Annotated in this window: 23 protein-coding genes; 20 read left to right on the top strand and 3 right to left on the bottom strand. The window is 41.1% G+C overall.

Annotated elements, in window-relative coordinates:
* The first annotated feature begins 2 nt into the window (after nucleotides 1-2).
* From IMPJCBKJ_RS15115 to asd, 9 genes are all read left to right on the top strand, one after another.
* On the top strand, nucleotides 3-1,370 hold the full coding sequence (locus IMPJCBKJ_RS15115; RefSeq protein ID WP_054552069.1) for a MotA/TolQ/ExbB proton channel family protein: 1,368 nt from the start codon (nucleotides 3-5) through the stop codon (nucleotides 1,368-1,370).
* A 3-nt stretch (nucleotides 1,371-1,373) separates the two neighbouring features.
* A complete protein-coding gene (locus IMPJCBKJ_RS15120) occupies nucleotides 1,374-1,901 on the top strand; it encodes a MotA/TolQ/ExbB proton channel family protein (protein ID WP_054552070.1) in 528 nt (175 codons plus the stop codon).
* Nucleotides 1,902-1,946: 45 nt separating this feature from the next.
* Nucleotides 1,947-2,360 carry a biopolymer transporter ExbD gene (locus IMPJCBKJ_RS15125; RefSeq protein ID WP_036971869.1) on the top strand — a complete coding sequence of 138 codons (414 nt, stop codon included), beginning with the start codon at nucleotides 1,947-1,949 and terminating at the stop codon, nucleotides 2,358-2,360.
* Between the two features lie 12 nt (nucleotides 2,361-2,372).
* The gene (locus IMPJCBKJ_RS15130) at nucleotides 2,373-2,978 is read left to right on the top strand and encodes an energy transducer TonB (protein WP_054552071.1); all 606 of its coding nucleotides are present in this window, start codon (nucleotides 2,373-2,375) and stop codon (nucleotides 2,976-2,978) included.
* 17 nt (nucleotides 2,979-2,995) lie between these two features.
* Nucleotides 2,996-4,303, top strand: a complete 1,308-nt coding sequence (locus IMPJCBKJ_RS15135) for a hypothetical protein (RefSeq protein WP_166340876.1) — start codon at nucleotides 2,996-2,998, stop codon at nucleotides 4,301-4,303.
* Between the two features lie 291 nt (nucleotides 4,304-4,594).
* Nucleotides 4,595-7,348, top strand: coding sequence for a hypothetical protein (locus IMPJCBKJ_RS15140; protein ID WP_166340877.1), 2,754 nt, complete (start codon nucleotides 4,595-4,597; stop codon nucleotides 7,346-7,348).
* Between the two features lie 78 nt (nucleotides 7,349-7,426).
* The gene (locus tag IMPJCBKJ_RS15145) at nucleotides 7,427-10,060 is read left to right on the top strand and encodes a TonB-dependent receptor (RefSeq protein WP_166340878.1); all 2,634 of its coding nucleotides are present in this window, start codon (nucleotides 7,427-7,429) and stop codon (nucleotides 10,058-10,060) included.
* 388 nt (nucleotides 10,061-10,448) lie between these two features.
* A complete protein-coding gene (yegS, locus tag IMPJCBKJ_RS15150) occupies nucleotides 10,449-11,345 on the top strand; it encodes a lipid kinase YegS (protein WP_166340879.1) in 897 nt (298 codons plus the stop codon).
* A gap of 129 nt (nucleotides 11,346-11,474) precedes the next feature.
* The gene (gene asd / locus IMPJCBKJ_RS15155) at nucleotides 11,475-12,611 is read left to right on the top strand and encodes an aspartate-semialdehyde dehydrogenase (RefSeq protein ID WP_166340880.1); all 1,137 of its coding nucleotides are present in this window, start codon (nucleotides 11,475-11,477) and stop codon (nucleotides 12,609-12,611) included.
* Nucleotides 12,612-12,744: 133 nt separating this feature from the next.
* On the opposite strand, the gene IMPJCBKJ_RS15160 is transcribed toward asd, so the two are convergent.
* Entirely contained in the window at nucleotides 12,745-14,793 is a 2,049-nt protein-coding gene (locus IMPJCBKJ_RS15160) for a TonB-dependent siderophore receptor (protein ID WP_240921047.1), read from the bottom strand.
* Nucleotides 14,794-15,401: 608 nt separating this feature from the next.
* Between IMPJCBKJ_RS15160 and IMPJCBKJ_RS15165 the strand changes: the two genes are divergently transcribed.
* From IMPJCBKJ_RS15165 to IMPJCBKJ_RS15180, 4 genes are all read left to right on the top strand, one after another.
* Nucleotides 15,402-16,013, top strand: coding sequence for an FMN-binding negative transcriptional regulator (locus IMPJCBKJ_RS15165; protein ID WP_166340882.1), 612 nt, complete (start codon nucleotides 15,402-15,404; stop codon nucleotides 16,011-16,013).
* Between the two features lie 285 nt (nucleotides 16,014-16,298).
* Nucleotides 16,299-18,257, top strand: coding sequence for a methyl-accepting chemotaxis protein (locus IMPJCBKJ_RS15170; RefSeq protein ID WP_166340883.1), 1,959 nt, complete (start codon nucleotides 16,299-16,301; stop codon nucleotides 18,255-18,257).
* Between the two features lie 122 nt (nucleotides 18,258-18,379).
* On the top strand, nucleotides 18,380-18,814 hold the full coding sequence (locus IMPJCBKJ_RS15175; RefSeq protein WP_166340884.1) for a GNAT family N-acetyltransferase: 435 nt from the start codon (nucleotides 18,380-18,382) through the stop codon (nucleotides 18,812-18,814).
* 148 nt (nucleotides 18,815-18,962) lie between these two features.
* The gene (locus tag IMPJCBKJ_RS15180; protein ID WP_138599974.1) at nucleotides 18,963-19,355 is read left to right on the top strand and encodes a VOC family protein; all 393 of its coding nucleotides are present in this window, start codon (nucleotides 18,963-18,965) and stop codon (nucleotides 19,353-19,355) included.
* A gap of 40 nt (nucleotides 19,356-19,395) precedes the next feature.
* Here IMPJCBKJ_RS15180 and IMPJCBKJ_RS15185 read toward each other — a convergent pair whose 3' ends face one another.
* The gene (locus tag IMPJCBKJ_RS15185) at nucleotides 19,396-20,202 is read right to left on the bottom strand and encodes an ion transporter (RefSeq protein ID WP_171041553.1); all 807 of its coding nucleotides are present in this window, start codon (nucleotides 20,200-20,202) and stop codon (nucleotides 19,396-19,398) included.
* Between the two features lie 88 nt (nucleotides 20,203-20,290).
* On the opposite strand from IMPJCBKJ_RS15185, the gene IMPJCBKJ_RS15190 reads away from it, so the two are divergent.
* From IMPJCBKJ_RS15190 to IMPJCBKJ_RS15220, 7 genes are all read left to right on the top strand, one after another.
* Entirely contained in the window at nucleotides 20,291-20,497 is a 207-nt protein-coding gene (locus IMPJCBKJ_RS15190; RefSeq protein WP_138599973.1) for a hypothetical protein, read from the top strand.
* Nucleotides 20,490-20,762 carry a hypothetical protein gene (locus IMPJCBKJ_RS15195; protein WP_138599972.1) on the top strand — a complete coding sequence of 91 codons (273 nt, stop codon included), beginning with the start codon at nucleotides 20,490-20,492 and terminating at the stop codon, nucleotides 20,760-20,762. The genes IMPJCBKJ_RS15190 and IMPJCBKJ_RS15195 overlap by 8 nt, the downstream gene beginning before the upstream one ends.
* 2 nt (nucleotides 20,763-20,764) lie before the next feature.
* Entirely contained in the window at nucleotides 20,765-21,211 is a 447-nt protein-coding gene (locus tag IMPJCBKJ_RS15200) for a hypothetical protein (RefSeq protein WP_166340885.1), read from the top strand.
* Between the two features lie 59 nt (nucleotides 21,212-21,270).
* The gene (locus IMPJCBKJ_RS15205; protein WP_036971837.1) at nucleotides 21,271-21,465 is read left to right on the top strand and encodes a YwbE family protein; all 195 of its coding nucleotides are present in this window, start codon (nucleotides 21,271-21,273) and stop codon (nucleotides 21,463-21,465) included.
* Nucleotides 21,462-21,989 carry a DUF4240 domain-containing protein gene (locus IMPJCBKJ_RS15210; RefSeq protein WP_054552086.1) on the top strand — a complete coding sequence of 176 codons (528 nt, stop codon included), beginning with the start codon at nucleotides 21,462-21,464 and terminating at the stop codon, nucleotides 21,987-21,989. The genes IMPJCBKJ_RS15205 and IMPJCBKJ_RS15210 overlap by 4 nt, the downstream gene beginning before the upstream one ends.
* A 186-nt stretch (nucleotides 21,990-22,175) precedes the next feature.
* Complete coding sequence (locus IMPJCBKJ_RS15215) at nucleotides 22,176-22,592, top strand: DUF805 domain-containing protein (protein WP_138599969.1); 417 nt, start codon at nucleotides 22,176-22,178, stop codon at nucleotides 22,590-22,592.
* A gap of 49 nt (nucleotides 22,593-22,641) precedes the next feature.
* Nucleotides 22,642-23,049, top strand: coding sequence for a DoxX-like family protein (locus IMPJCBKJ_RS15220; protein ID WP_166340886.1), 408 nt, complete (start codon nucleotides 22,642-22,644; stop codon nucleotides 23,047-23,049).
* On the opposite strand, the gene IMPJCBKJ_RS15225 is transcribed toward IMPJCBKJ_RS15220, so the two are convergent.
* Nucleotides 23,027-23,923: a LysR family transcriptional regulator gene (locus tag IMPJCBKJ_RS15225; protein WP_166340887.1), complete on the bottom strand. Its 897-nt coding sequence runs from the start codon at nucleotides 23,921-23,923 to the stop codon at nucleotides 23,027-23,029. The genes IMPJCBKJ_RS15220 and IMPJCBKJ_RS15225 overlap by 23 nt on opposite strands.
* Nucleotides 23,924-23,949 lie beyond the last annotated feature (26 nt).

Here is a 23,949-nt window from a genome sequence, read left to right on the forward strand (position 1 = left end):
AGATGAAATTATTAACGAAAATGACAAAAATGGCCGTGTTTGCAGCTGGCCTTGGTTTTGCTGGTAGCAGCCTAGCAGCTGAGCCAATGGATTTAGACTCATTACTAAAAACATTAGAGCAAGGTAAAGCACAGCAAAGTGCTGAAAATAAACAACGTGAACAAGAGTTCATGGCGCGTCAAAACGAACAAGTACAAATGCTTAAAGATACACAAGCAAAACGTACTGCAATGCTTAACGAATCAGAGCGTTTAGAAACTCAATTTGAAGAAAACGAAGTAAAGCTAGCTAACTTAACAGACACGCTTTCAAACCGCATGGGTTCACTTAAAGAGCTATTCGGTGTGTTACAACAAGTAGCGGGTGATTCAAGCAATAAATTCATGACGTCAGTTGTTTCTGCAGAGCTTCCTGGTCGTAGTAACTTCATGGATGAGCTGGCACAAAAAATGGGTTCAACGTCAAAGCTTGCTTCTATCGATGATATCGAAAAAGTATGGTTTGAATTACAGCGCGAAATGACTGAGCAAGGTAAAGTATCTCGCTTTACAACAGATGTTATCGTCGAAGGTGGCAGCAAAGCACAAAAAGAAGTGGTGCGCGTTGGTGCATTTAACTTAATCGCTGATGGTAAATACCTAGAGTACACACCAGCTACAAATACAATCAGCCAGCTTACGCGTCAGCCTAGCAGCCGTTACACAGCAACTGCAGCTGATTTACAACAAGCAAACTCAGGTGTTGTACCGTTTGCACTTGACCCAACTGGCGGTTCAATCTTAGGTCTTTTAGTACAAGCACCAGATACTGAAGAGCAAGTTCACCAAGGTGGTACGGTTGGTTACATCATCTTAGGTGTTGGCTTAATCGCTTTACTAATCGCACTTGAGCGTTTTGTATCTCTAATGATTATGGGTAGCAAAATCCGTCGTCAACTTAAAGACACAGTGGCACGTGATGACAACCCTCTTGGTCGCGTAATGAAAGTGAAAGATCAGTACCCAGATGTAGCGTACGACACGCTTGAGCTTAAATTAAGCGAAGCAATCATTCGTGAAATGCCAAAAATTACTCGTAACCTGACGCTAATTAAGATTATCTCTGTGGTAGCCCCACTACTTGGTCTACTAGGTACGGTAACCGGTATGATTAACACCTTCCAAGCAATTACCTTGTTTGGTACAGGTGACCCTAAACTAATGGCGGGTGGTATTTCTCAGGCACTTGTAACAACGGTACTTGGTCTGGTTGTGGCTATCCCTACAGTATTCTTATACACACTTCTTAACACGCGCTCTAAAAACATGCTGTTGATTTTACAAGAGCAAAGCGCAGGTATCATCGCAGAGCGAAGCGAGAAAGGAGCATAAATCATGGTGCTATTGATTGATGCAATCAATGCTCTACGTGATTTCCTCGACACAGGTGGCCAAGTTCTCTTGGTCATCGGGGTCCTCATCTTCGCGATGTGGTTATTGATACTTGAGCGTTTTATGTATTTTTTTGGTGGCTTTAAACGCTACAAGAAAGACGTAAAAAGCACTTGGAGCAATAGAGCAGAGCGTAACAGCTGGAACGCAGAGCAAATTCGCCAAGCGATGATTTCACGCGCTGGCATGCAACTAAATAATAACCTTGCGCTAATCAACGTAATGGTTGCGTTATGTCCACTTTTAGGTCTGTTAGGTACCGTAACCGGCATGATCGAAGTATTTGATGTAATGGCAATCACAGGCACAGGCAGTGCACGTTCGATGGCATCAGGGGTGTCTAAAGCCACTATTCCAACAATGGCCGGCATGGTGGGTGCACTTTCAGGGGTTTTCGCATCAACGTTCTTACAACGTCGTGCAAAACGCGAAGTGCAATTACTTGAAGACAACATGGTCTTAGACCACTAAACGAATTTTAGGGTGATGTGAGCATCACCCACTAGGAGACTAACAATGAGAGCGCCACTAGGTAACCTATTTCAAGAAGACGACGCTGAAGAAATCAACATGACGCCAATGCTAGACGTTGTTTTCATCATGCTTATCTTCTTTATCGTAACAGCATCATTCGTAAAAGAAGCCGGTATTGATGTAAACCGCCCTGAAGCAGCAACAGCAGTGAAAAAAGAGCGTGCCAACATCTTAGTTGCTATTTCTGACAAAGGTGAAATTTGGATCAACAAACGCCAAGTAGATGTTCGTGCAGTTCAAGCAAATATCGAGCGCTTAAAAGCTGAAAACCCACAAGGTAGCGTGGTTATTCAAGCTGATAAGAAAGCCACAACCGATGTACTTATTAAAGTAATGGATGCATCGCGTGCTGCAGGCGCATTTGATGTGTCGATTGCTGCGCAAGAAGCATCATAAGGAATGTGAGCAATGCGTTATATAGTTGCATTAATCATCGCTGGTATCGTGACTGTTATGCTGTTTTTAGGCATGCAGGCACTGATCACCGGTGGTGAAGGGGCCATGTCTGAGCCCGTAAAAGGAAATGTACTTGATTTTGTTCGTCTGAAAAAAGAAGAGACAGTGCAAAAGAAAGAACGTAAACCGCAAAAGCCACCAACGCCAAAAGAGCCACCTCCACCAATGGAATCACCGCAAATGCAAAACAGTGATCCTAACGCGAGTAATGCCAACTTTGACTTTGGTGCCAGTGTTGAAGCCGACGTTAACTTAGCTGGCGGCTTAGCCCTTGAATCAAGCGATGGTGAATACCTACCGATTGTAAAAGTAGCGCCTGTTTACCCGCGCCGAGCTTTATCGCGTGGTATCGAAGGCTATGTGATTGTTGAGTTTACAGTAACCAAGCAAGGCACAGTTCGTGACCCGAAAGTGATTAAAGCTGAACCAGAATCACTGTTTGACCGCGCTGCGATGGATGCAGCACTTAAATTTAAATATAAACCGCGCGTTGTTAACGGTGAAGCTGTTGAAGTAGCGGGCGTACAGAACAAAATTTCTTTCCAAATTAACGGTTAGAAAAGAGGAATGCGATTATGAAACCTTTAAAAGTTGCCGTGATTTGCGCGGCTGCTTTCACAAGCAGCCTTGTAGTCCCAAGCGTTGTTAGCATGTTACCAGGTGTGACACTTGCAACAGCTTACGCTGAGGAGCAAAAAACCAAACGAGTACCTGCACTGCGTGAAAAAGTGTATAGCCAATTAGCACGAGCACAAAAGCTGGCTGATGATGGTGATGCAAAAGCAGGGCTAGAAGCACTTGATAGTATTCAAGAGCGCTCTTCAAGCATGAACTCGTATGAAATTGCCATGATGCATAATTTCTACGGTTTTATTTACTACAACGAAAACGACTTAGATAAAGCAATTGCCTCGTTTGAAAAAGTAGTAAACGAAGATGCGATTCCAGAAACATTACGTGTAAGCACCACCTTTAGCTTAGCGCAACTTGCCATGGCTAATAGCGATTACGAAAAGGTAATCAAATATTTAGCACAGTGGGATGTGATTAACGACAAGCCGAAAACAGATGCTTATTACGTATTAAAATCTCAAGCGTATTATCAGCTTAAAGATTACCAAAAAGGCATTGAGAACATTAACCTAGCTATCGCTGAAGCCGACAGCAAAGGTGAAATGCCAAAAGAAAACTGGTTAATCTTACAACGTGCTATGTATTACTCACTTAATCAGTCTGACAAGGTGGTAGAGGTACTTGAGCGTTTAGTTAAGCTTTACAACAAGCCAGAGTACTGGGTTCAGTTAGGTGGCATGTACGGTGAAACGGGCGCAGAGAAAAAACAATTAGCGATTTTAGAAGCGGCATATCAACAAGGTTTCATGAAATCTAAATCAGATTTACGTCAATTATCGCAAGTTTATTTATACAACGGCCTGGCTTTTAAAGCGGCGAACGTGATGAGTAAAGCTATGGAAGACGGTGTCGCTGAAAAATCAGCGAAAAACTATGCCTTTGTTGCAGAAGCAATGGTACAAGCAAAAGAGGGTGAAAAGTCACTTGCTTATTTTGCAAAAGCCGCTGATTTAGTGTCGCATGGTCAGTACGAACAACGTATTGCAGAGGTAAGCATTAACCTTGAAAAATATGAAGAAGCAGCGGATGCTGCACGTAAAGCCCTAGATAAAGGAGGCTTAGAGTTTGAATCAAATGTGTATGTTGCCTTAGGTATGGCGCAGTACAATTTACAAAATTTTGATGCCTCGATTTTAGCGTTTGAGCAAGCGGAAAAACACAAAAAGTCACAGCGTTTAGCTGAGCAATGGATCAAGTATGTGAAGCGTGAAAAAGTGCACGCCGAAACATTACGTACCGCTTTACTCTAAATCGTATTCAACAGGTAAGCGTACAAAAGAACTAATTTATAATCGCAACACCAAAGCTGCCTTCGGGCGGCTTTTTTCCGTTCCTAAAATTAACTAACTTACTCTTTTTTAAATAATTAATATTGTCATTTTATGTTTATTAAAGTGTAACTAGTTTGTCATACAGCTCCCGTAAGGTAGTCGCAGTTTAAAACTCAAGTGACCCAAAAGCATTAAATTTTAGTGCTTTTTCGGTGACTTGAGTTTATGCGCTAACACAATAATTAAATATCTATCTTAACGGAGTGAACAATGAAATTATCTGGCTTATTCAAGGTTAGTCTTGTAGCTACAGCAATCTCTTTAGCAGGTTGTGGCGGTGGTGACATCAACATCAACGTGGACGAAACAGTTGAGCAACCAACTACACCTACTAACCCAACTACACCACCAACAACTGAAGAGTTACCAGGTGTATACAGCCAAAGCCTTTCGAATGAAGTATCTGCTGCATTAGGTCGTGATGTAACAGTTCAAGTTCTTTCAGGCGTAATTACAGAAGATACAACATTATCAACAGACGCATTCTGGGCACTTGATGGTGCAGTATTTGTTGGTAACGATAAAGCAGACAGTGCAACATTAACAATTGAAGCAGGTGCGGTCGTATTCGGTAACAGCGGCTCTGATTACCTAGTTGTTAGCCGTGACTCTAAAATTGAAGCTACAGGTACTAAAAACGACCCTATCATCTTTACTTCTAAGCAAGATGTAGTGGGTGATGAAACATCTGCAGGCCAATGGGGCGGTATGGTGCTTCTTGGTAATGGTATTTCTAATAAGTGTCCTGCTGAAGGCGATTGTGCTCTTCAAGTTGAAGGTGTTGAATCAGGTGCTGTATTTGGCGGTACGGATAACACAGATAATTCAGGTACATTAAAATATGTTGTTGTTAAAAACGCTGGTTATGAAATTGCACCAGACAACGAACTAAATGGTATTACGTTTGGTGCTGTTGGTTCTGGTACTACAGTTGAATACTTACAAGTTCACAATAATTCAGATGATGGTGTTGAATTCTTCGGTGGTGCAGTAAACCTTAAGCACGTTGTATTAACAAGCATCGATGACGATAGCATCGACTGGGATAATGGTTACCAAGGTAAAATGCAATTCGTTTATGTTGAACAAGATCCTGATTCAACAGATGCAAACCGTGGTATCGAAGCAGATAACGACGGTAGCACACCTTCTAAAGAACCAAAATCATTACCAATCATCTCTAACTTAACAATCATCGGTAACAACTTTGATGGTGAAGATGATGCTGAAGGTATCTACCTTCGTGAAGGTACAGGTTTACACCTTTATAACTCAGTGATCACGGGCTCTGATGAAATGGGTGAGTGTTTAGAGATTGAAGGTGCAGAAGACGGTGCTAGCGAAACAGTAAATAACGCTAACGATGGCACTATCTTAATGCAAAACACGTTTATGTCGTGTACTAATGGCGAAAACTTCAAAAATCCAGTTGATGGTAGCGGCAACACATTACTTGAGCTTGAAACATGGTTTACAGCACAATCTGGTAACGTAATCAATGACAAGCCAATGCTTGGTGCAAACGGTCAACCAATTGCAGGCTCGCCATTACTAGGTGCTGGCCAAGATGTAGCAAATACTGTTGATGCGTTCTTCGATACAGTTGACTTTGTTGGTGCATTAAATGACTCAGATGACTGGCGTGAAGGTTGGGCATTTGGTTACGGTGGCGGTGAAGTAACGGCACCACCAGCTGTAGCAGGTTGTCCATCAGGTACAACGTCAATTTCTCCAGTTGATGGCAGCACAACAACATGTGAAGTGTCTGGTCGCATTACTGCAGATTTAACACTTACTGCGGGTAACTACTACGCATTAAGCGGTGCAGTATTTGTAGGTGATGATAATGCAGATTCAGCTACTTTAACAATCGAGCCAGGCGTAACAGTATATGGCCGTACAGGTGATGATTACTTAGTAATTAGCCGTGGTTCAAAAATTAATGCTAACGGTACTAAAGATGAGCCAATCTCGTTCACTTCAAGCCAAGATGTTATGGGCGGTACTACAGCTGCGGGCCAATGGGGTGGTTTAGTTCTTCTTGGTAATGCACCATCGAACAAGTGTCCAGCAGAAGGCGATTGTGCACTTCAAGTTGAAGGTGTGGAGTCAGGTGCCGTGTTCGGTGGTACTGATACAACGGACAACTCAGGTACGCTGCGTTATGTTCGTGTGATGAATGGTGGTTACGAAATCGCACCAGATAACGAATTAAACGGTATTACGTTCGGTGGTGTTGGTTCTGGTACTACTGTTGAGTATGTGCAAGTTCACCAAAACGCGGATGACGGTGTTGAATTCTTCGGTGGTAACGTACAAGCGAAGTACTTAGTACTAACAAGCATTCAAGATGACAGCATCGACTGGGACAATGGTTTCCAAGGTAAAATGCAGCATATTCTTGTTAAGCAAGCAGCTGATAACTCAGACGCGAACCGTGGTATTGAAGCAGACAACGATGGGTCTACACCGTCTAAAACGCCTAAGTCAAACCCAACAATTGCTAACTTAACAATCATTGGTAATACCTTTGACGGTGAAGATGACTCAGAAGGTATGTACTTCCGTGAAGGTACGGGTGCACAAATCTATAACACAATCGTAACGGGCCCTGAAGGCATGGGCGAATGTCTTGAGATTGAAGGTGCAGCTTCTGGTGAAAGTGAAACAGTGAACAATGCTCAAGATGGCACCTTAATGATTAAATCATCAGTGATTGCATGTTCTGAAAACTTCAAAGACCCAAGTGGTGTAGATTTCAGCGTTGAGAACTGGTGGACAAACACATTAGGTAACTTAGTTGCTACAGGTCAAACGCAAGTTGTAAATGGTATCTTTACTATCGATACAACAACAGCGACAGACGTGAAAGCAATCGACGGTTTCTTCGATACAACAACGCACATTGGTGCAGTATCTGCTGATAACAACTGGACTGAAGGTTGGACGGTAGGTCTGGAATAACACAGTAAGCAAGGTGCTAAACAACGTGTTTAGCACCTTTAAACAACTTTCTGTAACTTATTTCAGATAGAGGTAAACATGAAACAATATTCAAAACAGTTCAGCTTAACAGCGCTAAGCGCAGCTATCTTATGCGGCTTGAGTGTCTCAGCACACGCAGCTGAAGCAGACGAAGAAGCTGTTCTTGAAGAAGTTGTTGTTAGTGCAAGTCGTTTAAAAGGCACTGCAACAGCTGTTCTAGAAGAGCGTAAACAGCAAGCATTCGTTGCTGATATTATGGGTGCAGAGCAAATTTCACGAAGTGGTGATAGTGACGCTGCTGCAGCGCTACGCCGTGTAACAGGTTTAACACTTGTTGATGGTAAGTTTATTTACGTTCGTGGTTTAGGTGAGCGATATTCAAGTACACAGTTAAATAACTCTGCTGTACCAAGTCCAGATCCAACACGTTCTGTATTACCACTGGATTTATTTCCATCAGGTATTATCGAAAGTTTATCAGTACAAAAATCGTATTCACCGTCAATGCCAGCGTCTTTTGGTGGTGGTAACGTTGATATTCGTTTGAAATCAATTCCTGATCAATTTGTATTTGATGTGTCGGGTCAGCTTGGTTACAACACTAATAACTTTGATGATGGCCTTGAATACAACGGTGGTTCGGATGATTGGTACGGTGTTGATGATGGCACACGCGAAATTCCACGTCCTATCCTTGATGTATACCAAAGTGGTCAATCGCTTGATGATTTAACACCAGAGCAAAGCCGTGCTTTAGCCCTATCGTTAAATCGTGATTATGATCCAAAATCAGCAAAGGTTGACCCGAATACGAAGTTTACTGCCACATTAGGTAACAGCTTCGAATCAGATAAATGGCGCTACGGTTTCTTATCGTCGCTTAGCTACGATAATAAGCACGTTGTTGCAGATGAGTATCAAGGTCAAGGCTTCTTGATTGGTGAAAACTCAACAACCATGATCCGTGGTTATGACCAAGTACTAAGTACTGAACACACGGTTAAAACATCAGGTATGGTTACTGTTGGTGTTGAGTATGACAAAGCGCATAAAGTTGACTACACAGCTTTAATCCTACGTGATACTGAAGATAAAATTTCAGATCGTTTAGGTATTGACCAAAACAACAACACCTCAGATAACAAGCGTGTACGTTCGTATGATGTTCGTTATGAAGAGCGTGAGCTGATCGTTAATCAATTAAAAGGTATGCATACTTTTGATTGGTTGAATTACGCGGGTTTTGATTGGAAGTATTCAATTGGTCGCTCAAATCGTTACGCTCCAGGTAATATGGAAACTCGCTTTATTGTTACTGATGCCAATGAAGATGGGTTTTACGATACAGTAAACGAAAGTGCACTAACCAATGCAACAACGGCTGCGCGTTACACATTCCAAAATTTGGATGATGAAGTAGAGAACTACGGTTTTAACTTTACACTGCCTATCATGCTAGATGGCGTGGATGTTGAGCTTAAATCAGGTGCTGACTTTATCTCTAAAGAGCGTTCAGCAACTAACCGTCGTTTTGATATCAATACACGTGCATTCTCAGATGTTGACTTAAACGGAAATGAGTTAAACACTATTTTGTCTGATGATGTACTCTCGAACGCGACACTAACGCAACCAATCTTGAACGACACAACGGTTTCAGGCGATGACTATAAGTCAGCGCAGAAAGTGGATGCCTATTACTTCGAAGCAGATTTCTTCTTCAATAATACATGGCGTATTACCGGTGGTTTACGTTGGGAAGATTTCCGTCAAGTATCTGTTCCTCTTGACCCATTTACTGGTGGCCTTGCATCTTCAATTGATTATGATGAGTTAGATCAGCTCGCATTCCGTGAAGATGACGTTTATAGCGCACTTGCATTAACTTATGTACAAAGTGACGAAACGCAATGGCGCTTAAGCTATGGTGAAACTGTTGTTCGCCCAGATTTACGTGAGATTTCTGACGCAACTTACATCGATCCGCTTACTGAATACCCTGTAGGTGGTACGCCTGGTTTACGTACAACGCAAATCAAAAACTATGATTTCCGCTGGGAAAACTATTTTGATACGGGCGAGAACTTCTCTGTTGGTGTGTTCTATAAAGACATGGTTGATCCAATTGAGTCTGTTCAATCACCTGCACAAGATGGTCCACCATTGGTACGTATTGCTAATGCAGAAGATGGTTATGTTGCGGGTGTTGAATTTGAATACCTGAAAGATTTTGCTTTCTTAGGTGGATTCTGGCAAGACGTGTTCATGACAGGTAACGTGACGTTAAGTGACTCAGAAATCAACATGGACCGTCAGGCAATTGTTGAACAAACAGGAGTTTCTGCAGCGGTTACAAATACAACACGTCGCATGACGGGCCATTCAAAATATGTTGTGAATATGCAGTTAGGCTATGACGCACCTAGTGGGCAGCATGCTTCAACGCTAATCTATAACGTATTTGGTGAGCGAATTATTATTCCTGGCATTGAAGGTCAAGAAGATTGGATGGAGCAACCTTTCCACTCTCTAGACTTTAACTACACCTATTTCCCTGATTTCAACTCAAGCTTGAAGTTCAAAGTGACGAATATCTTGGGCGCAAAATCTGAAATAGAGTCAGCGGGAACTTTAACTCGCTCTAAAGAGAAAGGCACTGAGTTCTCAATTGAGTACAAATACCAGTTCTAATACTCTGACCAAGGAAGGATACAATAATAAATCCTAACGTTGATTTAGCCCTGCACTAGCAGGGCTTTTTTCTATACCCAAACCACCTCAAGATGCAGAATTCAGCGTTTCACAGGTGCTTAATATCAAGGCGTTACTTTGCAAGAATGGCAGTCCCTTTTAAGAAGTAACAACGATGAGAGTAAGTGCCTGTGAAGCGCCCAAAGGGTTGGTTTAAAAGCGATTTATACTGCGTTATTGATTTTAACAATAGAACCACTATTACTTGCAATCAATGCCTTGCCTAAATCGCTTTTAATTCCAACTGAAACTCGCATCTTGAGGTAGTTTGGGTATATTAAACCATTGCGTGTTATGGTAGTTCAACGTGTTTAAACAGGGATTAAAAATGGACTTACGGTTAATTATAAATGGTAAAAAAGCGGCTGATGAGCAGCTTCGTGACGCCATCGGTCAATTTAGAACTAGTCAGCCACTTGCAGTGCGAGTTACCTATGAAGGCGGTGACATTGAGCGCTTTATTAATGAAGCCGTCGCAGAAAGTGTAAAACGTGTTGTTGTGGCTGGTGGCGATGGCACCGTTAATGAAGCCGTTAATGCATTAATGAAACTGAAAAAGTCACAACGTTTAGAGCTTGCAATTTTACCTATGGGCACAGCAAATGATTTTGCTACAGCCGCTAATATTCCTCACGGGTACTTGCCAGCGCTTAAACTTGCCGCACAGGGTCAGCCGCATGCAATTGATACGGTAGAGGTTGATAAGCGTTATTTTGTGAATGTAGCCAGTGCTGGCTTTGGGGCAAAAATTACCGCAACCACACCGCCTGCACTGAAAAACTTACTCGGTGGTGGCGCATATACCTTGGCAGGGCTTGTACAAGCGCTAAGTTTTGTGCCTTACAGTGGCGAGTTAACGCTGCCTGATGGTGAACGAACTTCGGGCGATATTATTGCCGCTGCCGTGTGTAATGGACGCCAAGCGGGTGGCGGTCAGCCCCTTGCGCCCCATGCGTACATAAATGATGGCTTGGTTGATTTAGTGGCGTTTACCTCATTTGCAATTTCAGATGTACCAGCGGTTATCGAAGAGCTCAGCAATTACCCTAACTCATCACAGCAGTGGGTAAAACGCTTTCAAGTGCCTTGGCTTGAATGGCAAACACAAACAGAAATGCCAATAAACTTAGATGGCGAGCCAATCACCTCGAAGCAACAACGTTTCGAAGTGCATGCTGGTGCGCTAAACATGGTACTGCCAGACGCTTGTCCATTACTTAAATAAACGATGATGAAAAATTTTGATGTTACTCGGTTAGCGCTGGTTTTGCTTGGGCCGCAATGCTAGATTACTCCTGTAAAAATTAAATTCTCACGCAATGGACTTTAATTTTTAACAGTTTAGGTAATTTGAATGAATCAAACAGTGGAACAAACAATGAAAAAAGTAGGATTAGTCGGTTGGCGGGGCATGGTTGGCTCTGTGTTATTAGAACGTATGCAGCAAGAAAATGATTTTTCTAATATCGACACGACTTTTTTCACCACCTCACAAACCGGTCAATTAGGTCCTGATCTTGCTGGCCCAGCTAAACCGCTTTTAGATGCCAATGATATCGCTGAGCTTGCGAAGATGGATATTATTGTCACTTGCCAAGGCGGTGACTATACCAAAGCCGTTTACCCGCAATTACGTGAATCAGGTTGGAAAGGTTATTGGATTGATGCGGCATCGGCATTGCGTATGAGTGACGACAGTATTATTGTGCTAGACCCAGTAAACAAAGACGTTATCAGTGCAGGTTTAGAGCAAGGTGTTAAAACCTATGTGGGCGGTAACTGTACCGTATCACTAATGCTATTAGCCCTAGGCGGTTTATTTGAACAAGACTTGATTGAATGGGTAAGCCCAATGACATATCAAGCGGCTTCTGGCGCAGGCGCACGCAACATGAAAGAGCTAATTGCGCAAATGGGTGCAATTCACGAAACAGTGGCAGACAAACTGGCAGATCCAAATGCTGCGATTCTTGAAATTGATAAGTTAGTCACCGAAAAAATTGCCTCAAGCGATTTACCACAAGACCAGTTTGGAGTGCCTCTAGCCGGTAGCCTTATCCCTTGGATTGATGTACCAATGCCAAGCGGTCAAAGTAAAGAAGAGTGGAAAGCGCAAGTTGAAGCGAACAAGATTTTAGGCAGCAGTGAACAACCTATCCCTGTTGATGGCTTATGTGTTCGCATTGGTGCAATGCGCTGTCACTCACAAGCAATGACAATTAAGCTGCGCAAAGACATTAGCGTTGAGCAAATTGAAGAAATTCTGGCTTCTCACAATGAGTGGGTCAAAGTGATCCCGAATGATCGCGACATTACCGCTACAGATTTAACGCCTGTAAAAGTAACTGGCACGCTGTCTATTCCGGTAGGTCGTATTCGTAAATTAGCGATGGGCCCAGAGTATATCAGTGCGTTTACGGTTGGTGACCAACTGTTATGGGGTGCTGCTGAGCCACTGCGTCGCATGTTACGTATTATTGTTGATGGCTAGAACTGGTTTTACTTGTGTATAAAACCTTATTCTACTAACTCAGAGCTTCTGTTGAAAACTCAGCTGATTTTTACTCTGTTTCTAAATTCGCCTCGTATATAGAGGCGAATTTAGTTATTACTCGTGTATGTTATTAAAAACGATATTGAGCAGTGATACTAAAGTTTCTCGGTGCGCCATATTGAAACTGGTTATAAAACCCAATTTGGCTGTAATAACGTTTATCAAATGCGTTCTCTAAATTAGCGCGCAATGTAAGTTGTTCGTTTACGTTGTATCTTGCCATTAGTCGAAAAAGCGCATAACTTTGTTGACTAACCTCAACTGAACTTCTATCAGGCTTAGTGACATTTCTATTGATTTCACTTTGCCAATTAAAACCAGCTCCCAGTTGTAGACCACTTAGTATATTATTTAATTCATAAGTACTGAAAAGCTTTACTTGGTGTTTTGGGCTAGTGGTCGTTATCTTTTCTCCATCAGGGTCTTTTGTTTCAAATTGGCTATATCCAAAATAAACATTCCAATGCTCATTAATTGAACCATTTGCTTCAAATTCGAATCCTTGCGTTTTGGTGCCATCAATACCACGGTAAATAGGCACAGTAGTACCAGGTAATGTTTCTCCTGTTGCTTCGCCAACATTATCTTGACGGATCTCAAACACTGAAAATGAGGTGTCTAGCGCTTCTTCAAATAGGCTTGCTTTAACACCTGCTTCGTAGTTTTTTCCCTTAACAGGATCTAGGTAGCTGCCATCGGATTGAACTCTACTTTGTGGTGTGAAAATATCGGTGTAGTTAGCATACAAAGATACATTTTGCCCAACAGTATAGGTAGCGCCAATGTAACTCGTAAATTCATTATCAACTTCGTAATTATGAACGGTTCCGAAATTGTCTTGCTCAGTTTCCCAATTATCAATCCGTCCTCCTATAACCATTGAAAGCGCGTCAGTTACTTCAATATCAGAAGCAAGATATATTGCTTGTTGCTTTGTTTCTCCCCATGAGCCATACAAGATTTCATCACTCCATTGAGGGGTAGGATAAGTAAAGTTTTGATCTCTAAAATCACCTAAAGGCGGTGCTTCATTTAAAGAGCCATAATATGGGTTGGCAAACTCTTGTTTCTGCTGATTTACACCAATTAGAACTTGTTGAGAACGATCGAGTAACATAAAACGGCCCGATAATTTTAAGTCGTATGTATGTTGAGTGCGATTGCCATCAATAAATGCAAGTGAGCCAGGTATCATTCCTTCATTGGTTATTGGGTCTGGGTTACCCGTTGGCCATAACACATCATATTCTAAATCGTTATCGCCATAGATGTAGCTTGCTTTAACTTGCCAGTCATCACTAAAGTTATGTTCAATCGTGGCAAAGCTGTTCAACGCTTTGGTTTTAGATGATGCCCAGCGAGGAGCAGTTGATGTGTGGTGACTGTAATTAGTTCTATTTCCTTGGTTGTCAAATAGCGGTAATCCACCAGACATTGAGCCTTCAGGCTTGGTATCTTGATAATCAGTTCCTAAGGTTAGTAATGTGTCACGACCTAAATCTGCTTCAATAATACCGTAAAGGGTTTGTCTTTGTTGCTCGTAACGATGCTGATAACTTTCGCGATCTTGATATGCTATGACGACTCGACCTCGAACGCTTGCGTCTTGATTCAAACCTCCCGATAAGTCAACAATACCGCGTAACTGTTGCCATGAACCAATACTTAGGCTTACGTTTGCTTGAAATTGTTCTGTCGGACGCTTACGCACTAAATTGATAGCTGCCGATGGACTGCCCGCACCTAACATCAAACCAGTTGCTCCGCGAACAACTTCTATGCGCTGATAAATTGCGCTATCCATTAAGTTGTCACCATAGTTAAAGCGTGTATCGTAGGTTGTCGCCACACCGTCATATAAAATACTACTTACGCCAATACCGCGGGCACTGATTGAGTATCGGTCGTTGTCAGAAGGGCGGGTATTAATCCCCGCTACGCTGTTCATCACTTCAATAACTGAGTTTAGTTGTTGATCTTTTATCGCTTGCTCAGTCACGACTGTGGTTGATTGTGGTGTTTCAAGAAATGATAACTCTAAACCTGTTGCGGTAATCATTTGCTCAACTTTATAGCTTTGAGCATTGTTTTGTTCACCCACGACTGTGAGTACTTCCATATCGTTATGCTTTTTTTGCTCAGCCTGTAAAGATTGACTAAATATCGCTAAACAAGAAAGTGCGACAGGCGTGAGTTTAAAGTAGTTAGTCTTTGTCATTTTTTATCCGTAGTCCTATTACGTCTATAAATAGTGAGGCCTATGCTTAGGCTATTGTTGTGTCATGTTGAAAGTCATGACGAGTGGAAAATCATGGAGTGGGCTTATGATATCCCCAGCAAAACGGAGGTTTTTCTCTTTAGATAGTTGGAATCATTAATCCATAGATATTGCGGCAGTTTAAAAATTTCCATTGTGTATATCCTTTAACATTGATTTAGTAACCAAGAGATAAGAAGAGTTTTTCTTCAGTCTCCAATTAATTAAAATCCGCAACACCCTGTACCGATTAATGGGAATATATCATTCAATGAACAGTAATGTAAATCATTATCATTTATTAGGTGTGTAGTTAAAAGGCCTTTTTATTTGTTAGTTTTTTCGAATTGGTTAAAGGACATAACATTATTTGTGATTTAAGTCGTGGCTAAAGGCTAGTAGAAAACTCTTGATCAATTACAATGTTAGATTCAAGCAATCGGAGCAATTTTTAATAAATTGAGAAAAGCATGCACACACCCAACAAGTGGAAAATGACACCAGAGCGAGTATCGCAGTTTATCAAAACCTACAGCTTTGCATTAATGGTTGATAGTGAGTTTGAGGCAACCCATCTACCATTAGTGTATAAACCCGATGAGGGCGAGTTTGGTACCTTATATGGTCATGTGTCACGGGCTAATAGCCACGGCAAAAGCTTGCAAGGTACCCGCGTATTAGTGGTTTTTAATGGCCCACATAGTTATATTTCACCCACTTGGTATAGTGAGAAGCCAGCTGTATCGACCTGGAACTACGCTGCGGTGCATGCCCAAGGCATAGTAGAATACCTTGATGATGACAACACCTTAGCCTGCCTAAATGAGTTAATTAGCCAATACGAGCCAAGTATTTTAAACGACACCAGTTTGTTACCAGCTGATTATCAAGCCAAATTACTGCGTGGCATAGTGGGTATTAAAATCGAACTTGACTCAATTCAGGCAAAGGAGAAGTTAGGCCAGCATAAGTCGGCGGCGGATCAACAAGGTGTTTTAACAGGGTTAAAAGCAGATAAACACCCTGATGCCCAAGCTTTACTTTGCTATATGCTTAAACATGAAGTAGGAATAGGCAGCTAATTTGCATCCAGCAAATGCTGCCAATTGGTTGGAAAGTATCTAGCAATACTTTGTTAAAAGCATGTTAATTACTAAAACTAAAGTTAGTACATTCCACGTGTCTGTCAACTAAATGTCATATTTTTAACAGGTAAGTTTTGAGTAAAAGTAAGCATAAGGGGTATAAATTTCACGTTAACTTTATGTGGTCAAGCTTGCTTTGCCCCATAAAAATAAACACTTAATTATTTGCTGAACTTCCAAGGCCTCACTATATTTTCTTAAGTGCTTAGTTGGAAGTTGGCTATGAACATTTCAAAAAAATTAAAACTCGCCTTTGCGTCAGCAATTGCGCTGCCGTTGATCATTATTGCTGTGCTTGTAATTACACAAACAAGACAACAAGCCCTCGATAGTTTCGCTGAGCTTAGTCAAAGAGAAGCGAAACAAGTTGATAACGGTATCAGTATGTTTTTTGCTGAAATAGAGAAAAACGTCAATTATCTTGCATCCCATTCCGCTATCTTAGACGCCAAGCAAGGTGTTAAAACCCATATGCAATCACCTAGTGCAGAAAAGCTTGATCATCTAAGTGGTAGTGACATCGAAAAAAACGCCTTTCGTTTATTTGATCACTTTGGTGCCACCCACCCGGGACTTGCTTATATCTACATGGGGAATGAGCAAGGTGGTTATATTCAATGGCCAGAGGGTGAAGTTACAGCGAATTATGACCCAAGAGTAAGGCCTTGGTACGAAACTGGCAAAGCAGCAAATGGTAAAACGGTAAGAACCAATGCCTATTATTGGGCAGCAGATGACATGGTAATTGTTTCTACTGTTAAAGCGATTAAGGAAGCGGGGGAGCTTATTGGTGTACAGGGCATGGATGTATCCTTGCAGGGCCTTACCGATATTATTGCGAACATTAAACTTGGTGAAACTGGCTATTTAATGTTGATTGAAGATAGTGGCAATGTACTCGTTGACGTTAAAAATGCTGATTACAGGTTTAAGCAGCTAGCACAAGTCAATAACGGAAAATACAAACAGCTCGCTGAAAATAATCAGGGTCAATTTGAAATTGACATTAATGGCAAAGATTACTTAGCGAATATTTACACCTCGCAAAAACTAGGCTGGAAATTTATAGGCTTAGTAGAAAAATCTGAAGTAATGAGTGGCGCAAATGCAATGACGATTACTATTTTAGTCATCAGTGCAATCTTGATTGCTGTATTCATTCTTGTAGCTAGCTATATTTCTAAATTAATTTCTGCACCTATTGTTGAAGTGAGTGATGGTCTAACTGAAATATCGCAAGGTGGTGGTGACTTAACTAAACGTTTAGTGATTAAAACACGCGATGAAACGGCCAAACTGGCTAACAGCTTTAATTTATTTTTGAATTTGATTTCTGATTTAGTCACGCAAATTAATGAGTGTGCGCAAAATGTGAGTGATACCTCGGCGCAAACGTCATCACAAGCAGCGCAATTATCTGGCTCAACATCTCAGCAACAACAAGCCCTCGAAATGGCGGCCACAGCGATTAATGAAATGGCAGCGACAGCCAATGAAGTCTCTGCCAGTTGTGCCAATGCAGCCGAACTTGCATCGCAAACACAACAGGCCTCTGAGCTTGGACAAAGTGTTATATCTAAAACGGTTGATAGCGTTGTATCTCTATCTAAGGTGATCACCAAAGCAACTAAAGATATAAACCAACTCGATGCTGAAAGTGAAAATATCATGTCGATTTTAAGCGTGATAAGAGGCATCGCAGAGCAAACCAATTTGTTAGCTTTAAACGCAGCAATTGAAGCGGCGAGGGCGGGTGAGCATGGTCGAGGTTTTGCAGTTGTCGCAGATGAGGTGCGTGCGTTATCACAAAGAACCTCAGAATCGACAGAAGAAATAGCAAGTCAGTTAGATATGTTGCGCAGGATGTCTGATCAAGTGTCAAAAGAGATGACAACCAGCTTAGATCGCACAAACAAAACAGTGGAGTTAGCCCATTCAGCACAACAGCAATTTAGCGAAATAACAGCGTCTATCGTCAATATCAGCGATTTAAATACACAGATTGCCACTGCAGCCGAAGAGCAACAGCATGTAGCAGAAGACATTAACCGCAATGTTGTTGAAATAAAAAATGCGGCTGATGATGTAAGCGAAATTGCCCATAGTGCCAGAGGCAATGGTGACAAACTAAACCTGTTATCGAAAACTCTAAATGATTTAGTGGGTAAGTTTAAAGTGTAAAATACTATTTGTTTCATATGCTTTGCATGCTTTAATGGAATAAATAACTAAAGCGTGTAACGAATCATTTTGTTATTTGATTAGAGAACACAAGGCACAAAACTCCTATAAAATGGCAAATAATGAAAATAGATAGTGTGAACGCTGAAGATTACCCAGAGCTACTTGCTGTATGGGAAAACTCAGTTCGAGCAACCCATGATTTTATAACAGAAGACGACATCGCTTTTTTTAAGCCAATTATTATCGAGCAAGCGTTTCCGAATGTGACTTTAAAGTGCATTAAGGATGAGCATCAGGCAATTTTAGGCTTTATAGGCGTACATGAATGCAAAATAGAAATGTTGTTCATTTTAGATGCCGCAAGAGGTAAGGGCATAGGTAAAGCACTACTCAACTATGCAGTTGAGCAATTAGCTGCCAACAAAGTGGATGTTAATGAGCAAAACCCACTTGCGGTTGGATTTTATCAACATAGGGGCTTTAAAATTGCCTCACGCTCGCCCTTAGATGATATGGGCAAACCATTCCCAATATTGCACATGGAAATCGTGTAGGAACGGCTTCAGCCGTGAATTTAGATGTTCGGCGTTGAAACGCCTCCTACAAACTCTTACTAAATTTACTTTCGTCACTTATCTTTTGCTTAATTCAATGAACGCGATATGCTGAAGCAGCGAATAAATCATTACATGGGAGTAGCAAATGAATCTCAATCAGGTGACGTTACCTGTAAAGGATATGAATGAAGCGGTGGCTTTTTACTTAACACTAGGAATGATTCAGATAGTGGATACTCCGCATTACGCACGCTTTCAATGCCCTGATGGTGATGCCACATTTTCGCTGTCATTAGAAACCGGTAATTATAATAATAGTGCGGTAATTTATTTTGAACATGAGCAGCTCGATGAGCTCTATGCAAGCCTTGTTGAAAAAGGCATTCGCTTTGAGCAGCCGCCTACTGCACAGCGTTATTTATGGACGGAAGCAATTCTAAAAGACCCATCAGGGAATAAAATTAAATTGTATTGGGCCGGAGAAAACCGCTTAAACCCGCCATGGAAAGTAGAAAAAGAGGGTAAAAAAAGGCGCTAAGGTCTAGCGCCTAATAGCTAAAAACAATTATTTAAAAACCTTACTGCTTTTCTTTCAGTAGTTGTTTTAGTTCGGCCATTTCAGCTTGCAGCTGAGCAATTTGCCCTTTAGTTGCAGGCATGTCGGCATCAGATGTTTGCTCTTCACGGGCGTTACGATGCTCTTCAGACATAACTTCTAAAATAGCACCAACCATCATGTTTAAAAATACAAAGGCTGTTAAAAAGATGAAGGTTAGATAAAAAATCCAGCTGAGCTCATACACAGCCATCGTTTCATACATAACATCGGTCCAATCCTCAAACGTTGCAATCCTGAATAGGGTGAGCATCGAAATAGACACATCGCCCCACAGTACTGGGTTGATGTCAGCAAACAGCATGCTACCCATGGCGGCATAAATATAGAAGATCACGAACATGAGCAGGGCGATATAGCCCATTTGCGGAATAGCTTTTAGAAGCGAGTTAACCAGCAGTCTAAGTTCTGGGATCATCGACACTAGTCGCAATACGCGGAAAATACGCAGTAATCGAGCGATAAAAATTGTTGAGCCTGCTGCAGGGTAAAGGCTACCCACCACGATTATAAAATCGAAAATGTTCCAACCTTTGCTGAAAAAGTCTTTAAAGCCTCGGCTTGCGATAAAGCGGATCACCAGTTCAACTAAAAAGAATACCGTGATACCTAAGTCCATCCAATGTAAGGCAAGCTCAACTGTTGGATGTAACGAATAGGTGTGTGCCCCCACAGTTAGTGCTGAAATAACAATGACAGCAATAACAAATGATTGAAAAATTTTACTTTTATCGATACGCTGAAACAGCTGTTGTAACTGCGACAACATCATATAGAACCCTTTGGTTGTAATATTTAAACCCACGCAATATACAGGAAATTGCAGCACCAATGTATAACTACATGAAGGAAATTTAATGTTTTTTAACGCTTTAAAATTAGCCGTGATTGCAACGCTTGCTGTGGTTTTATCAGCGTGTAGCTCTGATGCCCGTTATCATGAAATTCAATCAGCACGTTTAAGTGAATGCAATTATTTGGCAGATAAAGAATACCATGAGTGTGTTAAACGCCAGCAAGACAGTTACGAAGAATTTAAAAAACAACAAGCAGAACATGACTAAAACAGAAAAGCGTCTAGATAAGGTTATTCGAGTTGCTTTAACGCAAGCGTGCGAACTAGCAAAAGAACAAGTACACGAATTTTCATGGTTAACGCATACTGCTGATCTAAAAAAGCTACCGCAATCACTAAAAGTCAGTTGTTATTGTAAAGAGCTGCCGATAACCGCTGAGCAAACCCAGTTAATTAGCAGTCTAATTATCAAAGAATTGAGTGCAAAAGATTTAGCTATCAATGTAAAAGCAATTTCATTTTTAAAGGAATAATAATGTACTTAAATTTAGACCCTAAACAGATGGTTAGATTAAACCTGGCTCTTGCTGTGTTATTTATTTGTGTAGGTGTGTACAGCTTGCAATCAGACTCATTACCTATTTCAAGTTTTACCGGTTTTATATTTGCAATTGCTTTTATGGTGCAAGCCTATCGCTCAACAGAAAAATTTGCAGCCAAAACAGCCCTTAGTAAAACACTCACGGCAACAGACACGAGTTTAACGGTTAATCAGGTTTATTATGGCGAGCAAGTAAAGACTGTTGAATTAAGCCGTATTACGCAACTGAAAGTTGCTGATAACTATTTAGCCGTAATTTTAGATGGCAACGGCCAAGGTTATGACTTTCAAATAAAAGGTAAAGCTGAAGCCATCACTGAACGTTTAAATGAGATATTGCCAAAGGCGCTGCTTAAAAACAGCCCAATCGAACAGGTTTAATTTGGTAAGCCAGCTGCAAATGGCTATAATCGGCAAAAATTATTGAAAGAGATATAGCAATGGCAGTGCCTACGCGTTCACAAATTTCAATTGGCTGCGAAGTCAACATTGTATTAAAACAAGATCAACGAACAGGCCAGTTAACTCAAGGTGTGGTATCCCGTATTTTAACTAAATCACCAAATCACCCGCATGGTATTAAAGTACAGCTTGATGATGGTCAAGTAGGGCGCGTGAAAGAGATTTTATCATGAGTGTTTTAAGCGAAAGTGAATTTTGGCAACTCGTAACCGCCGAAGATAAAACTGCCGAGCCTGAGTCTGTTTGTAATGCATTAAAAGCAAAGCTTACTGATTTATCTGACCAACAGCTGATGGAGTTCGATAAGCAGTTTAACCTACGTATGCGCAAAGCTTATACCTGGGATTTATTTGGCGCTGCATATGTGATGGCCGGATGTAACGACGATTATGGTTTTTCTGAGTTTTTATGTTGGCTTATTTCACGTGGTGAACAGGCTTTTTTGAAAGCGCTTGAAAACCCAGACTCAATTGCTGAGTGTACGCCTGTTTATCATTTAAACGAACAGCCTTACCCGTATTTAGATGAGTACGATTTAATTGCCGGTATGCTTTACGAAGAGCGTAATGATGACGAATTACCCTTTGTACCATCTGGCCTTGAGCAACCAAAAGGTAAACGCTTTAAAGATAAGGCCAAGTTTTTAAAGCAAACCTATCCAAATTTATACGCCAAATATTGGCAACAACCGAACTAATTAAAAGCACCTAAGGGTGCTTTTTTATGCGCTAATACTTACTTTTCTATAGCTTTCAGAAATTTTTAGTACCTATATTTAATCATTTTGTGGTATCTTATTCACGCTATATTCAGCTAATTTAACAATATAAATCAGCAAGCTAAGTTTAATTAGTTTGCTTAACACATATCAAAGGAAATGACAGTGTCAGAAAACGTATATCAAGCACCAGAAGCAAACCTTGCTACAGCGTCAACAGAAACAACTACCTTAAGCATGAAAGAAATCTTATTTTCTTTTAAAGGACGTATTCCTCGTAAGACTTATTGGTATTCTTTCTTAGGTATTATTGTAGCTTCATTTGTTTTTATGTTCGTAGTTGCATTATTAACAGGTGGTAATGAAACAGCAATCTCTGTAATCACACTCATCTTTTATATCCCGCTTATGTGGGTTTCGCTTGCGGTTCAAGTTAAACGCTGGCACGACCGTAACAAATCAGGTTGGTGGGTACTGATTGGCTTAGTTCCACTGATTGGTGGTATTTGGGCGTTAATCGAAAATGGCTTTTTAGCAGGTGATGAAGCTGAGAACCGTTTCGGTAAACCTACTAGCTTATAAGCTTTACTGTGTGCTCTGAATATCAGAGCACACAAAACAAACGTGTCTAATGAAGCATTTAACAACGATTCAAATAGCTAGATTTATTATCAGCTTTAGTTGGCTTTATCATGGGCTGATGCCAAAACTAATTCATATTGCTCCTCTTGAATTAAAAATGACGGCCAGTTTTGGCTTCAATGCTGAAATCTCAACGCTCATCACCCGAGCAGCTGGCATAGGTGAAATTATATTTGCCGTGCTGTTCTTTATTTTTTATCGTTCAATCTTTATCAATATTCTCAATATCGCCGCTTTAGTTGGGCTAGCGCTGTTTGTTGCCGTTTTACAACCCGCACTTTTAATCGAAGCGTTTAATCCTGTGACTACAAACTTTGCCATAATCGCCTTTAGTCTTGTGCTCATTAAAGAGCAAAAAGCTTTAAACAAAAACACTAGACCGAGTAACAACGCTTAATTTCGTCAATCATGGCATTTGCTAAAGGCGAGCTGGCATTTGTTTTTGAGGTGATCAATACCACAGGAATATCGTAGTGATATTTACTCGGTTGAATAGCTCTAAAAATACCTTTATCGACCCAGAACTGTGCATAGTGATCGGGTAAATAACCAATAAACTCACCCGATAAAATTAAATGTGCAATACCTTCATCATGATAAGCAACAGCACTATTTTGATAGTTTAAACCGTCGTTTCGGCTTTCTTTATCACGCATGTAGTTACTGGTAATCACTTCGGCTTCTTTAATGAGCTCATCTGTTTGTTTATCTTCACACTCAAATAATGGGTGACCGACTGCGCAATACAAAAAGTTAGTTTCATTGTGTAGGGCGGTGTAATCTAACCCGCGAATATGATGGCGGCTAACACCAATTCCTACTAATGAACGGCCATTGGCTACTGCGGTTTCTACCTCTAGTGCCTCGCACACATTAATATCGAACTGAATGTTTTTACCTTTGCCCTTTAACTTTGCGATTACGCGGGGAATGGCACAACGTGGGTCGCTGACCATGGTATCTATCATGGCAATACTTAAACGCCCCGATAACTCGTTTTTAGAGCTTGCTACGGTATTAGCAAAGGCTTCGCATTGCTGAAGCAGTTCAATCGATGCCTGATAAGTGATGGCGCCAGCGTCTGTTATTTCAAAACCACTGCGGCCACGTTTACATAATTTAATACCAAGCCTTACTTCTAAATCTGATAAATGCGCACTAATGGTGGAGCGGCCAATATTCAAACGTGACTCTGCGGCTGAAAGCCCGCCACACTCAACAATTGCTACAAAAACGCGCAATAAGCGCAGGTCTACGTCATGAACTTGCATAGCTCTTCTTTTAGTTCGATAAATCT

The sequence above is a fragment of the Pseudoalteromonas sp. MB47 genome, assembly GCF_011319765.1.
Taxonomy (GTDB): domain Bacteria; phylum Pseudomonadota; class Gammaproteobacteria; order Enterobacterales; family Alteromonadaceae; genus Pseudoalteromonas; species Pseudoalteromonas simplex.

Bases quoted from the DNA above. Each gene is read 5' to 3' on its own strand.
- IMPJCBKJ_RS15115 (WP_054552069.1), top strand. From the start codon at position 3: ATGAAATTATTAACGAAAATGACAAAAATGGCCGTGTTTGCAGCTGGC.
- IMPJCBKJ_RS15170 (WP_166340883.1), top strand. From the start codon at position 16,299: ATGAACATTTCAAAAAAATTAAAACTCGCCTTTGCGTCAGCAATTGCG.
- IMPJCBKJ_RS15200 (WP_166340885.1), top strand. From the start codon at position 20,765: ATGTACTTAAATTTAGACCCTAAACAGATGGTTAGATTAAACCTGGCT.
- IMPJCBKJ_RS15120 (WP_054552070.1), top strand. From the start codon at position 1,374: ATGGTGCTATTGATTGATGCAATCAATGCTCTACGTGATTTCCTCGAC.
- asd (WP_166340880.1), top strand. From the start codon at position 11,475: ATGAATCAAACAGTGGAACAAACAATGAAAAAAGTAGGATTAGTCGGT.
- IMPJCBKJ_RS15140 (WP_166340877.1), top strand. From the start codon at position 4,595: ATGAAATTATCTGGCTTATTCAAGGTTAGTCTTGTAGCTACAGCAATC.
- IMPJCBKJ_RS15225 (WP_166340887.1), bottom strand. From the start codon at position 23,923: ATGCAAGTTCATGACGTAGACCTGCGCTTATTGCGCGTTTTTGTAGCA.
- IMPJCBKJ_RS15185 (WP_171041553.1), bottom strand. From the start codon at position 20,202: ATGTTGTCGCAGTTACAACAGCTGTTTCAGCGTATCGATAAAAGTAAA.
- IMPJCBKJ_RS15125 (WP_036971869.1), top strand. From the start codon at position 1,947: ATGAGAGCGCCACTAGGTAACCTATTTCAAGAAGACGACGCTGAAGAA.
- IMPJCBKJ_RS15190 (WP_138599973.1), top strand. From the start codon at position 20,291: ATGTTTTTTAACGCTTTAAAATTAGCCGTGATTGCAACGCTTGCTGTG.
- IMPJCBKJ_RS15145 (WP_166340878.1), top strand. From the start codon at position 7,427: ATGAAACAATATTCAAAACAGTTCAGCTTAACAGCGCTAAGCGCAGCT.
- IMPJCBKJ_RS15180 (WP_138599974.1), top strand. From the start codon at position 18,963: ATGAATCTCAATCAGGTGACGTTACCTGTAAAGGATATGAATGAAGCG.
- IMPJCBKJ_RS15130 (WP_054552071.1), top strand. From the start codon at position 2,373: ATGCGTTATATAGTTGCATTAATCATCGCTGGTATCGTGACTGTTATG.
- IMPJCBKJ_RS15160 (WP_240921047.1), bottom strand. From the start codon at position 14,793: ATGGAAGTACTCACAGTCGTGGGTGAACAAAACAATGCTCAAAGCTAT.
- IMPJCBKJ_RS15195 (WP_138599972.1), top strand. From the start codon at position 20,490: ATGACTAAAACAGAAAAGCGTCTAGATAAGGTTATTCGAGTTGCTTTA.
- yegS (WP_166340879.1), top strand. From the start codon at position 10,449: ATGGACTTACGGTTAATTATAAATGGTAAAAAAGCGGCTGATGAGCAG.
- IMPJCBKJ_RS15210 (WP_054552086.1), top strand. From the start codon at position 21,462: ATGAGTGTTTTAAGCGAAAGTGAATTTTGGCAACTCGTAACCGCCGAA.
- IMPJCBKJ_RS15220 (WP_166340886.1), top strand. From the start codon at position 22,642: ATGAAGCATTTAACAACGATTCAAATAGCTAGATTTATTATCAGCTTT.
- IMPJCBKJ_RS15165 (WP_166340882.1), top strand. From the start codon at position 15,402: ATGCACACACCCAACAAGTGGAAAATGACACCAGAGCGAGTATCGCAG.
- IMPJCBKJ_RS15135 (WP_166340876.1), top strand. From the start codon at position 2,996: ATGAAACCTTTAAAAGTTGCCGTGATTTGCGCGGCTGCTTTCACAAGC.
- IMPJCBKJ_RS15205 (WP_036971837.1), top strand. From the start codon at position 21,271: ATGGCAGTGCCTACGCGTTCACAAATTTCAATTGGCTGCGAAGTCAAC.
- IMPJCBKJ_RS15175 (WP_166340884.1), top strand. From the start codon at position 18,380: ATGAAAATAGATAGTGTGAACGCTGAAGATTACCCAGAGCTACTTGCT.